The organism is Dokdonia sp. Dokd-P16 (genome assembly GCF_003095655.1).
In the GTDB taxonomy this organism is placed as follows: Bacteria; Bacteroidota; Bacteroidia; order Flavobacteriales; family Flavobacteriaceae; genus Dokdonia.
In genome coordinates, this window is record NZ_CP029151.1 from 749,526 (window position 1) to 769,584 (window position 20,059).

16 protein-coding genes are annotated in these 20,059 nt (G+C 37.4%); 6 read left to right on the plus strand and 10 right to left on the minus strand.

All coding sequences use genetic code 11. The features are described from left to right. Positions 1 to 51: 51 nt before the first annotated feature. Positions 52 to 1,962, minus strand: a complete 1,911-nt coding sequence (locus DCS32_RS03425) for an ABC-F family ATP-binding cassette domain-containing protein (RefSeq protein ID WP_108877000.1) — start codon at positions 1,960 to 1,962, stop codon at positions 52 to 54. An 82-nt stretch (positions 1,963 to 2,044) separates the two neighbouring features. Between DCS32_RS03425 and DCS32_RS03430 the strand changes: the two genes are divergently transcribed. Next, a complete protein-coding gene (locus DCS32_RS03430; RefSeq protein ID WP_108877001.1) occupies positions 2,045 to 2,437 on the plus strand; it encodes a DUF983 domain-containing protein in 393 nt (130 codons plus the stop codon). Positions 2,438 to 2,450: 13 nt separating this feature from the next. Here DCS32_RS03430 and DCS32_RS03435 read toward each other — a convergent pair whose 3' ends face one another. The 7 genes from DCS32_RS03435 to topA all read right to left on the minus strand — a co-directional run bounded on the left by DCS32_RS03435 (position 2,451) and on the right by topA (position 12,067). Then, positions 2,451 to 3,506: an NAD(P)/FAD-dependent oxidoreductase gene (locus DCS32_RS03435; RefSeq protein ID WP_108879226.1), complete on the minus strand. Its 1,056-nt coding sequence runs from the start codon at positions 3,504 to 3,506 to the stop codon at positions 2,451 to 2,453. Between the two features lie 132 nt (positions 3,507 to 3,638). Next, the gene (gene gldN, locus DCS32_RS03440; protein WP_108877002.1) at positions 3,639 to 4,529 is read right to left on the minus strand and encodes a gliding motility protein GldN; all 891 of its coding nucleotides are present in this window, start codon (positions 4,527 to 4,529) and stop codon (positions 3,639 to 3,641) included. A gap of 13 nt (positions 4,530 to 4,542) precedes the next feature. Continuing rightward, positions 4,543 to 6,108 (minus strand): gliding motility protein GldM, encoded by a 1,566-nt coding sequence (gene gldM, locus DCS32_RS03445; protein WP_108877003.1) that lies wholly within the window; start codon positions 6,106 to 6,108, stop codon positions 4,543 to 4,545. 47 nt (positions 6,109 to 6,155) lie between these two features. Further along, positions 6,156 to 6,791, minus strand: a complete 636-nt coding sequence (gene gldL, locus DCS32_RS03450) for a gliding motility protein GldL (RefSeq protein WP_108877004.1) — start codon at positions 6,789 to 6,791, stop codon at positions 6,156 to 6,158. 80 nt (positions 6,792 to 6,871) lie between these two features. Beyond that, positions 6,872 to 8,242 (minus strand): gliding motility lipoprotein GldK, encoded by a 1,371-nt coding sequence (gene gldK / locus DCS32_RS03455; RefSeq protein WP_108877005.1) that lies wholly within the window; start codon positions 8,240 to 8,242, stop codon positions 6,872 to 6,874. A gap of 108 nt (positions 8,243 to 8,350) precedes the next feature. Then, the gene (locus DCS32_RS03460; protein ID WP_108877006.1) at positions 8,351 to 9,517 is read right to left on the minus strand and encodes a formimidoylglutamase; all 1,167 of its coding nucleotides are present in this window, start codon (positions 9,515 to 9,517) and stop codon (positions 8,351 to 8,353) included. Between the two features lie 3 nt (positions 9,518 to 9,520). After that, entirely contained in the window at positions 9,521 to 12,067 is a 2,547-nt protein-coding gene (gene topA / locus DCS32_RS03465) for a type I DNA topoisomerase (RefSeq protein WP_108877007.1), read from the minus strand. Positions 12,068 to 12,317: 250 nt separating this feature from the next. Here topA and DCS32_RS03470 point away from each other — a divergent pair, with 250 nt between their 5' ends. The 3 genes from DCS32_RS03470 (at position 12,318) to DCS32_RS03480 (ending at position 15,226) form a co-directional block, all read left to right on the plus strand. Then, positions 12,318 to 13,163, plus strand: coding sequence for a hypothetical protein (locus DCS32_RS03470; RefSeq protein ID WP_108877008.1), 846 nt, complete (start codon positions 12,318 to 12,320; stop codon positions 13,161 to 13,163). Between the two features lie 150 nt (positions 13,164 to 13,313). Beyond that, the gene (locus DCS32_RS03475) at positions 13,314 to 14,387 is read left to right on the plus strand and encodes a hypothetical protein (RefSeq protein WP_108877009.1); all 1,074 of its coding nucleotides are present in this window, start codon (positions 13,314 to 13,316) and stop codon (positions 14,385 to 14,387) included. Between the two features lie 26 nt (positions 14,388 to 14,413). Continuing rightward, positions 14,414 to 15,226, plus strand: coding sequence for a hypothetical protein (locus DCS32_RS03480; protein ID WP_162533585.1), 813 nt, complete (start codon positions 14,414 to 14,416; stop codon positions 15,224 to 15,226). A gap of 62 nt (positions 15,227 to 15,288) precedes the next feature. Here DCS32_RS03480 and DCS32_RS03485 read toward each other — a convergent pair whose 3' ends face one another. Together DCS32_RS03485 and DCS32_RS03490 are read right to left on the minus strand one after the other, a co-directional pair. Beyond that, positions 15,289 to 16,059 carry a hypothetical protein gene (locus DCS32_RS03485; RefSeq protein ID WP_108877011.1) on the minus strand — a complete coding sequence of 257 codons (771 nt, stop codon included), beginning with the start codon at positions 16,057 to 16,059 and terminating at the stop codon, positions 15,289 to 15,291. A gap of 52 nt (positions 16,060 to 16,111) precedes the next feature. After that, a complete protein-coding gene (locus DCS32_RS03490) occupies positions 16,112 to 17,044 on the minus strand; it encodes a lipid A deacylase LpxR family protein (RefSeq protein WP_108877012.1) in 933 nt (310 codons plus the stop codon). Between the two features lie 127 nt (positions 17,045 to 17,171). Between DCS32_RS03490 and miaB the strand changes: the two genes are divergently transcribed. Both miaB and DCS32_RS03500 read left to right on the plus strand, forming a co-directional pair. Beyond that, a complete protein-coding gene (gene miaB / locus DCS32_RS03495) occupies positions 17,172 to 18,623 on the plus strand; it encodes a tRNA (N6-isopentenyl adenosine(37)-C2)-methylthiotransferase MiaB (RefSeq protein WP_013751166.1) in 1,452 nt (483 codons plus the stop codon). Between the two features lie 108 nt (positions 18,624 to 18,731). Continuing rightward, positions 18,732 to 20,000 carry a sigma-54 interaction domain-containing protein gene (locus DCS32_RS03500; RefSeq protein ID WP_108877013.1) on the plus strand — a complete coding sequence of 423 codons (1,269 nt, stop codon included), beginning with the start codon at positions 18,732 to 18,734 and terminating at the stop codon, positions 19,998 to 20,000. The last annotated feature ends 59 nt before the right edge of the window (positions 20,001 to 20,059 follow it).

Sequence of the window (20,059 nt, forward strand, 5' to 3'; positions counted from 1 at the left end):
ATGAGTTATGTAGTATTGTAAATACGCTTTCGCGAAAGCGTATTTACAATATTAATTTAAAGCGTCGAGCTCTTCTGTGATTTTGCCCCAATCTTCCATATAGCCGTCTAGCTTCTTTTTCTTGCCGTTGTAATTATCAAAGAAGTCTGGCTTCGCCACGGTCTCATCATAATTAGTTGCAAGCTCTGCATCAAGTTGCTTCACTTCTCTTTCAAGCTTGTTGATATTAGACTCCACCTTACTCAACCTATTATTAAGTGATTTAAGCTTCTTCTGATCTTCGTATGATTTTTTAGAGCTTTTTACTGGCGCCTCTTTTTTGATGACATCTCTCTTTTCTATCTCCCGTAAGTTTGACACCTCGCGCTGTTCAAGATAATAATCTACATCACCTAGAAACTCACGTATACGGTGGTCTTTAAATTCATAAACGCGATCTGTAAGACCTTGTAAGAAATCACGATCGTGAGATACTACGATAAGCGTCCCTTCAAACTGCTTAAGACTATCCTTTAAAACATTCTTAGATTTTATGTCGAGGTGGTTAGTAGGTTCATCCATCACAAGCACATTAAAAGGCTGCAACATCAATTTTGCCAGTGCAAGTCTGTTACGTTCACCTCCAGAAAGTACGCGCACATATTTATCTACTTCCTCTCCTCTAAAGAGAAAAGAACCTAAAATATTACGCACAAGCGGTCTAGTGCGCTCATCTGCCGCATCGATCATTGTTTCCTCCACAGTTTTTGAACCGTCTAAGTATTCTGCTTGATTTTGAGCAAAGTATCCTATTTGCACATTGTGCCCTAACTTTACATCACCTTGGTGTGCTAGTTCTCCTACTATAATTTTGGCAAGTGTAGATTTACCTTGACCATTTTGCCCTACAAAGGCAGTCTTTGTATTGCGCTCTACAAGCAAATCTATCCCCTGTAGTACTGTCTTATCTCCATAGCTTTTCTCAACATCGTTTGCCTCTACCACAACTTTTCCTGGAGTAATAGATACTGGAAATTTTAACGTCATCACACTATTATCATCTTCATCTACTTCAATGCGATCTATCTTATCAAGCTTCTTAATAAGAGATTGTGCCATAGTAGCCTTAGATGCTTTTGCACGAAACTTCTCGATAAGTTTCTCCGTTTGCTCTATTTGCTTTTGCTGGTTTTTTTGAGAAGCAAGTTGCTGCTCTCTTAATTCTTTACGTAAGACTAGGTACTCTGTGTATGGCTTTGGATAATCATAAATACGACCTAAAGAAATCTCAATGGTTCGATTTGTAACGTTATCTAAGAACATTTTATCGTGCGACACAATTGCCACAGCTCCAGAATATCCTTTTAGGAAGGTCTCAAGCCATATAATAGATTCTATATCTAAGTGATTGGTAGGCTCATCCAGCAATAGGATGTCATGGTTTTGAAGTAATAGCTTTGCAAGCTCAATACGCATGCGCCATCCTCCAGAAAAGGTATCTGTGAGCTTATCAAAATCTTCACGTTTAAAACCTAGTCCCTGAAGAATACGTTCTGTCTCTCCTTTATAATTATAGCCACCATGCACCTCATATTGATGTTGAACATCATTAATATCAATCATTAATTGGTTATACCCCTCACTCTCATAATCTGTACGAGTAGCTAGCTGACTATTAATCTCATCAAGTTTACCTTCTAGCTCTTTAATTTCTTTAAAAGCCTCATAAGATTCTTGAAGGACAGTTCTTCCTTCTACAAAGTCAATATCTTGCTTAAGAAAACCTATACTTATCTCTTTTTCAATAGCTATAGATCCAGTATCATAAGGTTGCTCGCCAGAAATAATGCGCAACATGGTAGATTTACCCGCGCCGTTTTTACCTACGAGTCCCACACGATCTCCTCCATTAAGACGGAAGGTGATTTCTTCAAAAAGATATTCGCCTTGAAATGAGACAGAAAGGTTATGAATATTAAGCATAAGGAGATAAGTAAATATTATGATTTATAAAGTTTGAGGACTGCAAAGATGCTTAAATTTGTACTCATAAACCAAGGAGATTATGGGAATTCTAAAAGGCACTAAACTTAACAGTATTATTAATGGTAAATGCCCTGTTTGCCATAATGAGTCTATGTACAAAAACCCAAATCCGTACATACTTTCACAAACGCTCAAAATGCATGAGCGATGCTCACATTGCAACACAAAATATAAGATAGAACCTTCTTTCTTTTATGGAGCCATGTACGTGAGTTACCCTGTTGGCATTGCTTTTGCAACAGCTGCCTTTGTCATAACATATCTGTTCTTTGAGGCAAATCTTGTAAATTCTTTTATAGCGATTGTAGGAACTATGATTGTTTTCATGCCTGTAATCATGAGACTATCACGCAACATATGGATCAATTTCTTCATGAAGTATGACCCAGCCAAAGATCAACTGTCAAGCTAATTACCAAAACCGACTATTTGAATTTTTTAGGAAAGCGCATCACATCCACTTCAGCGGGAAGTGCTTCTTGATGATCTAAAAAGTTATAAAGATACTTAGCTAGCAAAGGACCTGCCATGATTCCTCTTGTGCCTAATCCATTTAATATTGCTAGCTGATTGTAGATAGGGTGAACACCGAGCAATGGCCTTCTATCGCCCGTCGTAGGACGCACGCCAGCCTCTTGATCGACGACTTCATAAGAAACATTAATTAGTGCGTCAAGCTTCTCTAAAAGCTCTTCACGAGCTTCTGTTGTAGCTTCCCAATCTTTATCTGTCCAATTATAAGTCGCTCCTACTTTATAAAGACCGTTTCCTAATGGAACGATAAAGAATGAAGATTTAATTGCTGCATTTAATTGTAATTGTGGAGCACTGATAATTATATATTCTCCCTTATTGCCAACTAATGGCAATTTCCCGAAGTAAGGGTTTTGCTTCACTCCATAACCTTCGGCAAAGACAATTCGAGAGGCTTTGTAGCCATCATATGTTACTGATGAGTCTTGTAATTGTAATAAGTCATAATCAAATACCGCTTTCGCGAAAGCGGACTTACCAGCAAGGTATTGCTCATAACAGGATTGAAGTTTTGTGATTGCAACTCTACCCGTCTCTAGCACTTCTCCATAATGAAATGGCGCCGAAATCTCCTCACGCTCTTCCTTTACTATCGCAGTTTTCACAAACCGATTCAACCCAGGCTTATCACTTGCTGTAAACCAATTATTTTGATCTTCGATAGAGTAGAATACTTTGCGCACAGGTAATTCATACATGAACGACTCGCCAAGTTTCTCTTCTAAAGTTCTGAAATACGGCATTGCAAGATCAAATTGCTCAATAGCCTTCCAAGGCAGTGAGTATCGCTTTAAAATTACTGGGTTATACAACCCAGCTGCTACACGGCTTGCGCCTTCTGTGCCTTTGTCTATGACAATAAAAGACTTCCCATTGCGCTCGCACTCTTCACAAAATGCGATACCTGCCAGCCCAAGACCCACGATAATATAATCTACTTCTTTCACCTTACAAAAATACAAGAATAGTAGGCTCACAAAGTGCGCATCGCCTTCCTATTTATGGGTCTGAAGTTTATAAAATAAAAAAGCCACCTAAACGTATTGCTTAGGTGGCTTATAATATAATTGGAAATTAATCTAGTAATTCCAAAGATCTTGTTCAATATCTCTAATGCGTTCTTTGATACGATCTGACTCTAGTAATTGCATCATTGAGTTATCATTGATGTACTCCTTAACCTTACGGTCACCTTGTACGTTATCCTCTTTATAAATAGTCGCGTTAAAACGCCTACTATTTAACAAGTGATCAAATGATATAGGCATTGATGTGTTCTTACGGTTAAATGCTTTTGCATTGTGCAGTACTTCACGCGCTCCTGGAAACCATATCCAGAAAAGCTCAATATCTGCAGCACTTGAATCATCTAAGAAGTTAACATCGCCAGAAACTGGAGCAATACCTAATAATCGGTATTTAAGTTCTCCTTGACGCTTATCGATATACCAGTAACCACGTATGTGGTATGCGTTGATATCATAAGCAGTAATTTCTGTACGCTCAATGTTATAATCAGAAATCGATTCTCCAGCATTTAATTGATCATATCCAGCATCAGAAGTATCAATCTTTACCATTGCGGCAGAAAGATCTCCTAGTTGGATTTTTTCTGTAAAGTATGAATCTCTGTAAATAGCATCAATCTTTCCATTTTTAATATTCTTAACAAGAACATCAAAAAGTGAACGACGATCTGACCCCATATTGATAGTATCAATAGGATAGTACAGTGGGAAATTTACGCGTTCATCAAGATCAACAACCTCCCACGTGTTTTTTGCCCATAACACGTCACGCTTTTCTACGTAACCATATGGCAATGGATTGTCATTGTCCTTTGCTTTTTGCTCTTCGGTAACTTCAAACATTTCATCCGGCGTTTTTGCATTAAGGATATTTCCTTGTGCAAATGCTGGAACTGCCATCAATAGACCGAGTGCAACAAAAATTAAACGTTTAAGACTCATAATTACTTTTATTTTAGTTTGCTAACTCAATGATGATTGGAGAAACTGTCTTCAATCTATATCCTGAGTTACCTTGTATACTTGCTTTAATATCAAAGATCTGTACTGTAGATCCTCTCTTTGCACGTTGTAATGCTGATTGTGCTGCCCCATTAAGCTTATTTCCTTGTACAGAAACCGTAGCCGCATCTCCTGCTCTAAATTTGAAACTATTAACTCTCAAGTTAAGATCAAAGTCAAAATCTGGAAGACTAGCTCCTATTGGTGCCGCTGCAACTGTGTTTCTAGGCTTCTTTAAGTTACCGCCATCATCACCTCCTAAAGTTCCCACTGGACGTGGAATATCTTTAATACGGAAAACAGCTTTATCAGAAGCACTACCTCCGTCAGGAAGCTTTGCAGTCACATTAATCGTTACTTCGCGTCCTTGACCAGGAGTCATTGAATAGCTAGTTCCAGATCTTTTAGAAAGACCTGCTCCAGATGCAGAAACTGCATTATCTGATACACCAGCAAATGATATCGTCATTGGGTTTGCAACACCACGATAAACAACATTCATCTTATCTGCAGCGATAGTAGCAGAGTTAGGCTTATTAATCGTAGTAAAAGCTTGTTCAACTGGAACTTCGATCTCCTTACCATCTTGAGGGTAAAATAATGATCCCGTAATTTTGTGATCACCTACACCTCCAGTGTTTACACCTAAAACAAGTTTACCACCATCATAAGAAACTTTATCTGCCGGGATTGCACGACCATCTAATTTTAATTCTACTCTAGAAGGTTTTGTAGAAGAATCTACACGACCTAAAGAAAGAACACCATCAAATGTAGAACCTGTATAATAAGCTCCTTTTGAGGTTGTCATTACCGTCTCATAGTTATTTAAAGAAGCAAGTTCTTTAAGATTACCAGAAAGTAACTTAGTTAATAGTTCATTCTCAACAACTTTAATGTCATTCTGTAATTGAGACATCTTGGTTAAAGAAGAAACTGATGGGAAACCTACAAAGTGATAAGAAATATAGTCTTGAGTTTTCTTAACATCATCACCTTCACCCCCAGTTACTACATCACTAGTACTAAAGTCATTTTTAATTTGAGTTGCCAATGCTTCATTATCACCGACTAATTTCAACATACCTTCACGGTAAGTGTCCATTTGACTTAGATACTCACTTCCTTTTGGCGTGATTTTTCCTCCAGCATAGTATCTCTCATCTATGAAAGTCGTTTTATCCATTGCCTCATAATCTGTAGGATCTTCCATATCGCCAGTAAGCGCGGCTTTCTCCTCTTCTAAAAATGAAAACAACGTGTTTCCAAGTTCTTTAGCATTCTTAGCCGTAACTGCAGCTGCTTTAAACTCTTCATTCTCATTTGCTTTTTTTGATATATCTGCAAATGCTAGGTCGTTTTTAGCTTCAAATGAAACATTTGAACGCTCAAACTTTTCATTTATTGATCCGAAAGCAGATAATACTTCTCTTGACATCTGTAGTGCTAGCATCGCTATAAACACCAAGTACATCAAGTTTATCATCTTCTGCCTTGCGGTTTGTTTTCCTCCTGCCATTTTTTAAATTTTAGTTGTTAGTTTATTAATTGTGTAAACAACTAAAATTAGTTTTTGTTCATTGCAGAAAGCATTCCACCATATACTCCGTTTAAAGAAGAAAGGTTTGTTGCAAGACTCTCCATTTGATCTTTAAGCTTTCCAGCATTTTGAGTTACTTGCTCGTTGATTTCTGCTTGACGGCTAGAAGACTCAACTTGTACTTTGTAAAGGCTATTTAAAGACTCCATTTGAGCCGCAGCAAGTGCCATCTCTTCAGAATATTTCTTAGTAGAAGACATTGCATCTGCTGTAGGCGCAATTCCTTTCGCAGCACCTTCAAAGCTACGGATGCTAGTTCCTAAGCTTGTCATAAGCTCAGAATCAATTTTTGCCTCTTTAAGCATGTTATCTAATTTTTTAGATAATTGAGCTTCTGCCTCAACAGGAGCTACTGCTTTTTTCTTTGATACACTTGCACCACCTGCAAGTTCAGGATACACTAATGCCCAGTCAAGATCTGAATCAACTGGTTCAAAAGCAGAGATAAAGAAAACTAGTGCTTCAGTTACAAGCCCTATAATAAGCATTAAATCTCCACCTGTCCAGTGCATTAATTTAAAAAGTGCTCCAATGATAACTACAGCTGCTCCAATACCGTAAACGGCATTCATTATTTTTTTTCTTGTTTGAGATTGTGCCATGATAATTTCTTTTAGTTTAGTTTAGTTAAGTAAGTTAATTAGATTAAGTAATTGTTATAATTTGGGAATTATTCAATTCGTTATTTCTTCGGCTTTCTAAGGTTGATTTTTTCATCAACACCCATAAAGTCCTGCACGGTTCTAAAACCGATATAACTACGAGCAGAGTCTTGATACTCATAGTCACGTGAGCTCACCTGTAGGAAGTAAGCAACATCTTTCCATGAACCACCACGTATAACTTTACGACGATTGTCTTTGTCATTTACGTTAGGATTAATAGTAGACATATATTCATAAGAAGCTGGATCGTAAGAAGAAGCTACCCACTCTGATACATTTCCTGCCATGTTGTACAGGTTGTAATCATTAGGTTCGTAAGCATCTGCTTCTACTGTATACAACGCTTGATCTGCGCCATAATCACCTCTTAAAGGTTTAAAGTTTGCAAGGAAGCAACCTCTATCATTCTTTGCGTATGGACCACCCCAAGGATAATCACCACTTTCGAGTCCGCCACGAGCGGCATACTCCCACTCGGCTTCACCAGGAAGTCTAAAACGGTTTACAAATTGCCTTTTCTTTGATTTTTGATGAGAATTCTTGTACATCGTTCTCCACTCACAAAAAGCTTTTGCTTGCATCCATGTAACTCCAACAACTGGATACTCTCCGTATGCATCATGCCAGAAATAGTCATTATGCATAGGCTCATTATATGAGTATGCAAAATCTTTAATCCACACCGTGGTGTCTGGATAGATTTTCACTGTTTCTGTTTTGATATGATCTTTACGACGACCGCCGTTTTTCTTTGCAGCTTCCTGAATATCAAGATACGTATAACGGAATTCTAATTTATCAACGTCAATAGTGCGCTGTCCATTATAAGCCTCCTCCATAGGGATGTACATCGTATCCATCACCTCAGCATAATACTCATCTGGATATTCTGAAGTATCCCAAATGATATCAATGTCTCTGTTAAGTTTACGACCTTCAAAACCAGTCTCTCCTAGCCCGAAATAGTTGTCATACATGTATTGCTCGTAAGGGGTCATATTATCAGGATCTGCATCGCTAAATGCAAACTCACCTATACCTCCATTACCAGGGGTCTCCCCAAGCTCATCAGCTAAGATTGCAAGCTTCGTGAGCACTGTAGAATCACGCACCCACTCCACAAACTGTCTGTATTCCGCGTTAGTAATTTCTGTTTCGTCCATGTAGAAAGAGCGCACAGTCACCGTTTTAGTAGGAGCGTCATTTACCGCAGCAAAGTCATCATCACTCTTACCCATTATGTAAGCACCTCCAGAAACAAGGGTCATTCCATAAGGTTTTTCAGGGTTCCATCGCTTGCCTTTGGCACCGACGAGTTCCCCTCGATCGCCTTTGCCACAACTAGACAGCAAAGCTACTATCGCAATAAATGCAATATACTTTTTCATAGGATATTAGGTTAAGTATTCTAAAGTTAAGGGCGTAAACCTATTTATTTTATTTGTAATAAACAATTTATTCGCCAAAAATAATCATTTCATCGTTGAAACACATAGTCAAATTTCGTTTTTCTTCCTTGCTTTGAACCAACGTTCAGGGATATTTTGATTACAAGCATCCAGATAATCTTGGTACGTGCAAGGTAATAACGTGTGCCTTTTTAATTTATTATTCAAGCCCATAATAAATGGAATCTCGATCCACCATCTCGCTGTTTTTTCACTTTTGTAAAATGTTAACACTTCATCTTCTATTGGAACTTGGTACGTAAGAAAATTTCCTTTCTCAATATCCATGTTTTCGCTTGCGCGAAAATTTACTCCCTCAATAAAGTACCACATCATTTGAGCAACGAGCATCGCTGCTTTTTCCTCGTGGACGTCATTCTTATACTCAAAAACTCCAAAAGAAGTCACTTTATCGCTTATACCTGCATATCGAGCAATAGTACATATCTCCTTTCCATCAAACCCGTTAGGCATTTTATTGTACCTAGTACTTAGCTCACTACTGCGCACAGCATTTAAGTCTATCGCAACAAGATCTGCATCTCTCATTACGGGCTCTACAATACTCATCATAGCCGAAACATTTCCTAATCGGTAACTATCAAAGTATAACTTATCCATCAAATCTATTTCCTCCTGAGGATTAAAATAGGTTTGATACCCTATATTTGAGTAGTTGAAAAGGTTGTATGGTTTTTCAACAATAATCTTCCCTACGTAGGATTTATTATGGATAGGCTGGCTCGCATCTCCTAAGTCAAAACGACTATCTACATTCACCACATTTACCATTTGATCCAACTTATCATAGGATCTGTAAATAGGATACACCAAATCTTGGCTTCCCCCTATATACATAGGTACAATTCCCTTCTTAAAAAGAGCTTCGTTAACAGTTCTGATGGCAAAATAGGTGTCATCTACACTTTCTCCTCCATGAATGTCACCCAAATCGGCAATTGTTGTGTGCCAGTTACCAGGGAAAAGTTCGTAAAAAGTGGTTCTAAGCTCTGTAAATGATAATGATTCTCCGAGATTATTTTGATCACGCCTATTTTCGCGCAAGCAAATAATAGCTACTTGCACACCTTCTAGATCTGGCATTCCCAACTCCTCACTGTGTAATCTAATGTTATTACCTAGTGATTGATGATGTTGCAATTGTATATGCGCAAGCGCAATTTCTGGTATAGGGCTTAGCACCTCAAAGGCCATATATTACTTCTTTTTTGCAGTCGTTTTCTTCTTTACAGGCGCCTTTTTCTTTGCTGGAGCTTTCTTTTTGGCCGGAGCCTTCTTCTTTGCTGCTGCTTTTTTCTTAGGTGCTTTTTTCTCTATGTAGGCCTTGATTTCATCTAAGGTTAACGCTGCTGCGTCTATATCCTTACTTAGCTCAATTTTAGTCTTCCCTTTAATAATATTAGAACGACCCCATCTTGCTTTTTCTACACGTATACCTTCTTCTGGGAAGTCTTGAAGTACTTTATCTATTTCCTTCTGCTTCTTCACTTCAATAAGCTCTACGATATCATCGTCAGAAAGGTTATCAAAGTCGTACTTCTTATTGACATTAATAAACATTCCGTTCCATTTTATAAATGGCCCGAAACGCCCTGTTCCTTTTTGAACTGGAAGGTCTTCATAGGTATAAATAGGAGCATCTGCCTTTTGCTTCTCTTTAATATAAACAATAGCTTCATCAAGATCTACATCCATAGGGTCACGGCCTTTAGGCAATGAAACAAAGGTTGCCCCAAACTTCACATAAGGACCAAAACGACCATTATTTACAGATACTTCTTCTTCTTCAAAAGTCCCTAAATCTTTAGGCAACTTAAACAAGTCCATCGCTTGCTCATAAGTAAGGTTTGCCAGCGTTTGATCTGGACCTAAACTTGCAAAACGTGGTTTCTCTTCATCCTCTACAGAACCTATTTGCACCATAGGTCCAAATTTCCCTAGACGAACACTTACCGGTTTACCGCTTTCTGGATCTTTACCTAAAATACGCTCACCTACTTCACGCTCTGCATTTTTCTCTACATCTTTTACATGAGGATGAAAATCTGTGTAAAAGTCTTTCATCATCTTTGTCCACTCCTGCTTTCCCTCTGCAATATCATCAAAGTCTGCTTCGACTTTTGCAGTAAAGTTGTAATCAAGAATATTTTCAAAGTGCTGTACCAAGAAATCATTTACCACCATTCCCACATCTGTAGGCACTAGCTTTCCTTTATCTGAACCTACCATCTCCGTTAAGGTTCTATCTTTTATCTCGTTGTTCTCAAGACTCAACACATCATAAGATCGCTCTTTACCATCTACAGTGCCCTTCTCAACATACTTACGATTTTGTATCGTAGTAATAGTAGGCGCATATGTAGACGGACGACCGATACCAAGCTCCTCTAATTTCTTCACTAGAGATGCTTCCGTATATCTATATGGTGGTCTTGTAAAACGTTCTGTTGCGGTAATGTAAGAATTGAGTAATGTTTCTCCTGTTTTAAGATCTGGAAGTAATCCAGTCTCTTCTTCATCTTCATCATCATGACCCTCAAGGTATACCTTTAAGAATCCTTCAAATTTTAAAATCTCTCCATTTGCAGTAAAGTTATCTGTTCCTGCGCTTGAAGCTATCTGCACATTAGTACGCTCTAGTTGCGCCTCACTCATTTGTGATGCAATAGCTCGTTTCCATATTAATTCATACAGACGCATTTGATCGCGATCCATATTAACTGAATGCTTAGAAAAATCTGTTGGACGTATAGCTTCGTGAGCTTCTTGTGCTCCTTTTGACTTTCCTTTATAGTTACGTTCTTTATGAAATTCTTTACCGTAAGCAGCTAGTATTTCTGCTTGCGCACCAGCTTTTGCATCTTTAGATAGGTTTACACTATCTGTTCTCATATATGTAATGTGCCCTGCCTCATAGAGACGCTGCGCCATATTCATCGTTTTACTAACAGAGAAGTATAACTTTCTACTTGCTTCTTGTTGTAGTGTAGAAGTTGTAAATGGTGGTGCTGGTGATTTTTTGGCTGGCTTTTTTGTAAGCGCATCTACTTTAAAAGTCGCCTTCAAGTTTTTCTCAAGAAATTCTTGTGCTTTTTTCTTAGTAGTAATATTTTTAGGAAGTTTTGCTCTAAAAGATTTTCCATCTTCTGTAGTAAACTCTGCATCTACTCTGTATGATGCTTGTGGCTCAAAGTTTAAAACCTCGCGCTCACGCTCTACAATAAGTCTCACAGAAACAGATTGCACACGCCCTGCCGAAAGACCTCCTTTTACCTTTCTCCATAACACTGGCGAAAGTTCATAACCTACAAGTCTATCTAAAACTCTACGCGCTTGTTGCGCATTTACAAGATCATAATCAATCTGTCGCGGATTATCGATTGCTCTTAAGATTGCAGTTTTAGTAATCTCATGAAAAACAATACGCTTAGTACGGTCTGGTGTTAAGCCGAGCTCTTGCTCGAGGTGCCATGCAATGGCCTCACCCTCGCGATCCTCATCACTTGCTAGCCAAACCATATCGGCTTTTGCGGCTAGTGACTTTAGATTTTTTACTACCTTTTTCTTATCGTCAGAGACTTTATATTTAGGAGTGAAATCTCCATCTACATCAACACCTAACTCTTTAGAGGGAAGGTCTGCTATGTGTCCAAAACTACTCTCAACTTTATAGTCAGAGCCTAGAAATTTTTCTATTGTTTTAGCCTTTGCAGGTGACTCCACAATGACGAGATTCTTTGCCATACATCTTATTTTTCAGGGTACAAAAGTAGATGTTTTATTTATATCGCAATCCGCAAGGGCATTATTTCTGTGATATTTCAGTTTTAAAAGCTAGATAAACGGCGGTTTTGCGGGGTTATTACGCTTTCGCGAAAGCGTGATAAAAAAAAATAAAAAAAACGTTCAAAAAAAGGAAATCCTTTAGGAACCAACATAATAAACACCTAGTTTGGCGGTTATTACGAACAAAGCAAATAAAACCTGAATTAACTTGATAAACAAGTCTCGATTTACAAAAGTCTTAATAGCTATTCTTCTCATTTTTGTAACAAAACAACAGATCTACGCTCAAAGCAGTAAAAATAAATTTCCAGAGTTTGCTAGTTATAAAACTTGGGGACTCACCTTTAATCCCGTATTAAACAGAGCCCCTAACTACACTAGAACATTAGGAAACATCGATATTAAAGGAAATAGCATTCCTGGAGTAAATTTTGGTTTTAATAAAGTAATTCAACCAGAAAGAGAGCTTTCATTTAGATATGGTGTACATCTTAATTTACTACCTATAGAAAGTTCTCAATTTAGACTACCAGATGGGAATATACCAGGATTTACAAATTTTGAATTTAACGAGCGCACTTTAGGTCAACTCATAATTTCAGTGCCACTTGAAATGGAACTGAAAAAGCAGATGGGATCTAGAATCTATTTTTCTGCTAGAATTGGCGTAAACTTAACCTTATTACGGGAAGGTTCGGTAGAAGGAACAGTAAGCGCTTTTGTAGAAGATCTAAACGAGAGAAGAGAGATTTTTGGAATAAGAGGGCAAACACGTAAATTTCCTATTTATCCAAATTTAAAGATTAGTCCTGGTTTTTATTATATAACTAAACCTATTTTATATCAAGTGTCTATCATTTACCAGAAGGCAATACCCAATTATTTTACTGGAGAATATCTTTTTGACAACCTAGATATATCTGAACGCATAGAAGGAACTTATACTCTAAGTGGTGATCAACTAGGTATTGGTATTACTCTATTTCTAAGAAAAAGCAAAAAAAAACTTAAGAAGCTTGAAGAGAAGGCTGTCAAGAATGTTTACATTAATTAATTGCTTTTTATGTTAATCATAAGGAACTGATAATAGCACGTTTTGGTAAAAAAACGCTCAAAAAAAGGAAATCCTTTAGGAATGGGAATACTAAACCACTAGTTTAGCGCTTGGTACCAATCTAATTTTATAATTCTAAAACAAAAACGAATGAAATTTACAAGCAATTACTTGCAATTACTTGCAATTACAATGATAACCACTTTCGCTATCACTTCATGTAGCAAAGAGGAAATAGAATTAACAAATGAATCCCAGTCAATCGATGCTACATTTTTTATGAATCAAGTTCCAGAAACAAATGTTATTTCGTTTAATTTACCTTCTAATGGTAGATCCCAAGCTGGAAATGCAACTATGCTATCTTTTAATACTATAGAAGACTTTGTAAAAGCGAGCGAACTACTTGAAAATGCTATTGAAACACACGAAGATAAATTTGTAGCAAAATATGATTATTTGACGGATGACGAACTTGATGATATGGAAGAAAGCACCCAATTTGATAGTAGAGCGCCTCTACGCCAATTCCAACAAACAAGAAGTTTTTCTAATTCTTTATTTACTGACTTTGAGACAAAAGAAGCTTTATGGCTAGGAAAATCTGATCTGGATGATCGCCAAGATCCTTCTTTGGACAATTTATTTGAAGAAGAAGAGATGGTGCTACTTAACCAAGATCAAGAAGTGATGATAGAGGGCAAAGTCTTTAATTTTGGAAGACCCTTATTAAACTATGAAATTATCGGAAATTTCGAGGAATCAATATTAAAAGTACGAAATGATCAAGATGTTTCAAATGATCCAAATATAATTACTACTTCTAAAGCATCTTCTTCTTGTACTTCTTGGAGGAGTAGAAATGATAAGATAGATTTTGGTAGCGGCAATAACAGAAGAGTTAAAAGAACTGTAACTTTGAGAAGCTTACCTTGGTTTACGAAATCTAAAGCAAAAATAGAATCATTTAAAAAAAGAAAAAATAGATGGAGAAGATCTAGAATTAGACTAGGTGTGGGAGTGCAAACTCGTCTTACTAAAAATGAATGTGGAAGTAATCCTACTCACAGCGGTTATGTATCAAAATCACGTAAAAGAAGAAAAACTAGAAAGAAAATTTTAACAGATCATCCAGGAGCAGTATTAAAAGCACAAAATGGCGTTGGGGTTATAGGTGATTATTATTACTCAGGCAATACAAGCTCAAAAGCATTATCGTGGTAATTAAAATATTAAACAAAATAGGAAGGGTGAGAACTAAAATGCTCATCCTTTTCTTTATCACAAGTTCCTTATTATGTTATAGTCAAGAGTATCCAGAGTTTTTAGAGTATAAAAAAATGGGATATAGCATTGCTCCAGTAACAACAAGACCTGCTCAGTTTAATCCCACAATAGGAGATATAAAAGTTACAGGCAGTTGGACACCGTCTCTAAGTTTCGGATTAAATTGGACTGCCCACGCTGACCGCGAAGTAAGCTTCAGATATGGCTTACACTTTAACATCTTACCCATTTATGATTTTAAATACGAACTTCCAGATGGAGATTTACCCAACTCTACAAACTTTTTTTCTAATGATAGGAATTGGGGACCTCTTTACATTTCTGTTCCATTGCAGGTAGAACTAAAAAAACAATTAGGACCTCGTCTGTACGCCTCGGCGATGGGAGGAGTAAATATCGCCTGGATACCAGAGGGTAGCGTTGAAGTTGGAGCTAGTGTCTTAGTAGAAGAACTTAATGAAGTTCGAGAATTTTTTGAACTCCGCTCTCAAACAAGAGAATTTCCGCTATATCCTAACTTGAGACTCTCTTTAGGATTATATTTTATGTGGGATAAATTATTACTACAAACTAATGTAGTTTACCAAAAATCTATCCCAAATTATTTTACTGGAGAATATCTATTCGATAATTTAGAAATCTCAGATCGTACAGAAGGAACGTATTCTTACAGGGGAGACTATATTGGTCTTGAGTTTGTTTTCTTTTTAAAAAAGAGAAAACAACGAAAAACTAAGAAAAAAGAAAAAACGCTAAAGAATGTTTACATTAATTAATTGCTTTTTATTTTAGCCATAAGAAACTGATAATAGCACGTTTTCGCGAAAGCGGGCTATTATTACACTCCTATCTGAGCAATCATATCATCATCTTCTGTAAAACCAACCACCTCTTTATATATTAGGTATACTGGCAAATAAACAACAGAAATAGTTGCATACACTCCTATAAAACAAGCGATAAATCCCACAATCATAGCTAGAATGCCAATAACGAGACACGTTCCAAAAGTGATTCCCCACTTTCTATTCCCTAGTGCAAAAGCTGCTTTGTAAATATCATTTACAGACCAGTCCGGATTAAAAGCAAATATCACAATGGCAAATTGTAACGGCACCAACACATAAAACAATGGAATTATAAAAATCAAAGCGGCTAGTACGGCAATACCCACCTGCATCATTGAAAGCACTAACACCTTCTTGAGATACTTTTTCTTGATAAACATCCCAAAACCTACCCCACGATCTCCACTTCGGTTGCGGTCTTTCATGCGTATGATTCTGTAAAAAGCTGCCTGAAGTGTAAAGTTGACTACAGACATAACCACTAGAATCACTAAGTACATCACCATCATAAGAATTAAAGCAATCACACCTACCTCATCATCATTATAGGAGACATCGCCATATTCTATAAATGCACCACCTAAGCTCATAGGCAACATGACCGCCATAGACACTCCCCAAGAAACAGCAATCGTTAACACTTGCATAAGTAAGCCCTGCAGCCATACTTTTTGAAACAAATCAATCGACCGGCCAAACAATTCTCCAAAATCAATATGTGGCGCTTGTTTGATTTTGACAAGCATATCTGATAACATCATTTCTTATTTTTTAAAAACAGATGTAAAAATATAAGATTATATCTCAGTCTAATTAAAATCTCCGAGCAAATTGCAAGGCAACATACTGACTTCTACCCTCTCGATTTGTCTCTCTTGTTCTAAAATTGTAAACGATACTGTATAGATTATTTTCTCCACGGTATGTAATACCAGATTTAAAAGATAATATGGTTGAAACTATAGGTAATGTAAAAGGTGAGTAATCTCCAAAGGGATGACCTTCTATAAGTGCGTTGAGGAATACATATTCTGCTCCTACTCCCGCAAAGCCATAGAACTCATGCTTACCTCCCAATCTCCCAAAAGCCGAAGAGCTAGCCACCACATCACGATTACCTATATAAAGTAGTGCTTCTTGTCTTGCAAAAACTCTCCGTGTACCTAGCGCTACCGTAGACTGAAGTGCAACGTTTTTAAATAAATTAGATTTTTCTAACTGATAGTCTTTAACAAAAGTTCCAAAGCTATTAAAGTGTACACTATTACCTATCTCACCTTCCCAAACAGGTATAAATTCATTGATAAGTTCATGATAGCCAACTTGTATATCGCCTGCCTTAGATTGCTCTCCCGCAAGTCCTAGCTCTGTGTCAATTTTAAAAAGCACATCTTCTTGCGCTTTTGATACGGAACCTTTAACAAAGAGATAGCCCGCATAGGGGCGTTCAAAAAAATCAAAATTAGTTTCAAAGAGTTCTCTAGGCGTGTAGGTTTCTTGACCTAATGTAACATCTAACTGCAACGGATAATCATGCTTTTTGAAAATAAAGTCTCCCTGTAATTGCCTACTATAACTTAAGAATGTTCCTGCTGTATAATAACGATCTATAGCAAAGACAAAGTCGTTATCATGCTGTATAGCGATTTGCTGTAACAATCGTGGTGTTTTCGTCCCCTCAACGGATTGAGAATAACCAGTCTGAATAACTAGTAATAGTAGTAAGATAAATAGTTTATGTAGCAATCTTCAGGTTTTATAAAAGCAAATAACGAGAATTTTATGTAATTCTTGGTATCTGCCACTTTGTCACAACTCTACATTAGACGTATCTTTGCATAATCCTTGACAAAGATTTTGGACGAATAAGCAGATGGAAAAAATAATAGAAGAACACAAACAAGGGGAAGCGCTTACACTAGAGCGCAAACTTGAGAATACAAAAAAACTTTTTATAGAAAGTTACGGTTGCCAGATGAACTTTGCAGATAGCGAGGTGGTGGCTTCCATTCTTGCAAATGAAGGGTATAATACTACTCAAATTCTTGAAGAAGCAGATCTTGTGCTAGTAAACACTTGTTCTATACGCGAGAAGGCAGAGGTAACTGTGCGTAAACGTTTAGAAAAATATCAAGCTGTAAAGCGCAAGCAAAATCCTAATATGAAAGTAGGAGTACTAGGCTGTATGGCAGAGCGTCTTAAAAGCAAATTTCTTGAAGAAGAAAAAATAGTAGACCTCGTAGTAGGTCCAGATGCTTACAAAGACATTCCTAACTTACTTAGCGAGGTAGAAGAAGGTAGAAATGCAGTAAACGTAATCTTATCTAAAGAAGAAACTTACGGAGATATCTCACCAGTACGTTTATTAACTAATGGTGTTACTGCTTTTGTATCAATCACTCGTGGTTGTGATAATATGTGTACGTTTTGTGTCGTTCCTTTTACAAGAGGTCGCGAGCGTAGCCGTGATCCTCAGTCTATACTTGAAGAAGTACAAGATCTTGCTGAAAAAGGTTTCAAGGAAATCACATTACTTGGCCAAAACGTAGATTCATACTTATGGTATGGCGGCGGCCTCAAGAAAGATTTTGACAAGGCTAGTGAAATGGCAAAAGCTACTGCGGTAAATTTTGCACAACTCATGGATACCGTTGCAAAAGCACAACCTAAAATGCGCATACGTTTCTCTACCTCAAACCCTCAAGATATGACGCTTGATGTGATAGAGGTGATGGCAAAACATAAAAATGTGTGTAACTACATTCACCTGCCGGTTCAATCTGGAAGTGATAGAATTTTACAATTAATGAATCGTCAGCATACGGTTGCAGAGTACAAAACACTCATTGATAATATCAAAAATCTAATCCCTCATATTGGGATTAGTCAAGATATGATTACTGGTTTCCCTACAGAAACCGAAGAGGATCATCAAGGAACACTTGACCTTATCAACTATGTAAAGTATGATTTTGGTTTTATGTTTTACTATTCTGAGCGACCAGGTACTATGGCAGAGCGTAAGATGGAAGATGACATCCCACTAGCGATAAAAAAGAGACGTTTACAAGATGTGATTGACTTACAAAGAGCAATTTCTAGAGACAATCTACTTCGATATCAAGATCAAACGGTAGAGATTCTTATAGAAAAGGAGTCAAAAAAGAATAAAGATGAGTGGAGCGGTCGTAATGATCAGAATGTCGTTGCCGTTTTCCCTAAAGGAGATTATAAAGTAGGAGACTTCGTTAATGTAAAAATTAATGAATGTACGACAGGGACACTTATAGGTGAGGCAACAGGCTATGCAGCGTACTGGCAATAGAAACATAAAGTACTGTGCTAGCAATAATTTTTTGAGAATAACGCTTTCGCGAAAGCGTAACACATTTTATACTAATCAAATAGATACCCACTGTAATGGGCGTTTACTATGGAAGGAATACAAACCACAAAACAACGATTTGGTATTATAGGAGATAATCCTGCACTAAATCGCGCTATCGAAAAAGCTATACAAGTGGCTCCTACAGATATTTCTGTACTAGTGACAGGAGAATCTGGAGTAGGTAAAGAGAGTGTCCCGCGCATTATTCACTCACTTTCTCATAGAAAACACAATAAATATATTGCTGTAAACTGTGGAGCAATCCCAGAGGGAACGATAGACAGTGAGCTTTTTGGACACGAGAAAGGTGCATTTACAGGTGCAACTTCTACAAGAAGCGGATACTTTGAGGAGGCAGATGGTGGAACTATATTTCTAGATGAAGTAGGAGAACTACCGCTACCTACTCAAGTACGTTTATTAAGAGTGTTAGAAAACGGAGAGTTTTTAAAAGTAGGCTCTTCAAAGACACAGAAAACAGATGTTCGTATTGTTGCAGCTACTAATGTATCGATGTTTGAGGCTATCCAAGAAGGAAAGTTTCGTGAGGATTTATTTTATAGATTGAGCACTGTAGATATCCCGCTTCCTCCATTAAGAGAGCGCAAAGGTGACATTCACTTATTGTTTAGGAAATTTGCATCAGACTTTGCTATGAAGTATAAGATGCCCACGATACGACTGTCTGAAGAAGCAGTACAGCTTCTAGTTTCATATCGCTGGAATGGAAACATACGCCAACTACGTAACGTAGCCGAGCAAGTATCTGTACTAGAAACCAATCGAGAAGTATCGGCAGCAACTATAAGCAACTATCTTCCCGATACAGGATCTAGACTTCCTGCCATCGTAAAGTCTCAAGAAAAGTCTGACTTCTCAAACGAGCGTGAGATTCTTTACAAAGTTCTTTTTGACATGAAAGCCGACTTGAATGATCTCAAGAAGCTGACGCTTGAGTTAATGAAAAATGGCAATACCTCAGATGTACGTGAGGAGAATGAGAGCCTCATTAAAAAGATTTATGATGATGACGATGACTCTTATGAAACCGCAGAAGAAGTAATGGACGTGCTACAGATACCTCAAAAATCACAAGCACAAGCTCCTACTCCACCTCAACCAGAACCTACTGCAGACCCATATCATTTTGCAGAAGAAATTGAGGAAGAAGAAACATTATCGCTACACGACAAAGAGCTTGAACTTATAAAGAAATCACTAGAGCGTCATAAGGGCAAACGCAAAGTAGCCGCACAAGAACTAGGTATAAGCGAGCGCACATTATATAGAAAAATTAAACAGTTTGATTTGTAAGTCATAATCATAAGAGTATTTTTAGCTCAAATAAGTTTCATCAATCATCAATCAAAAAA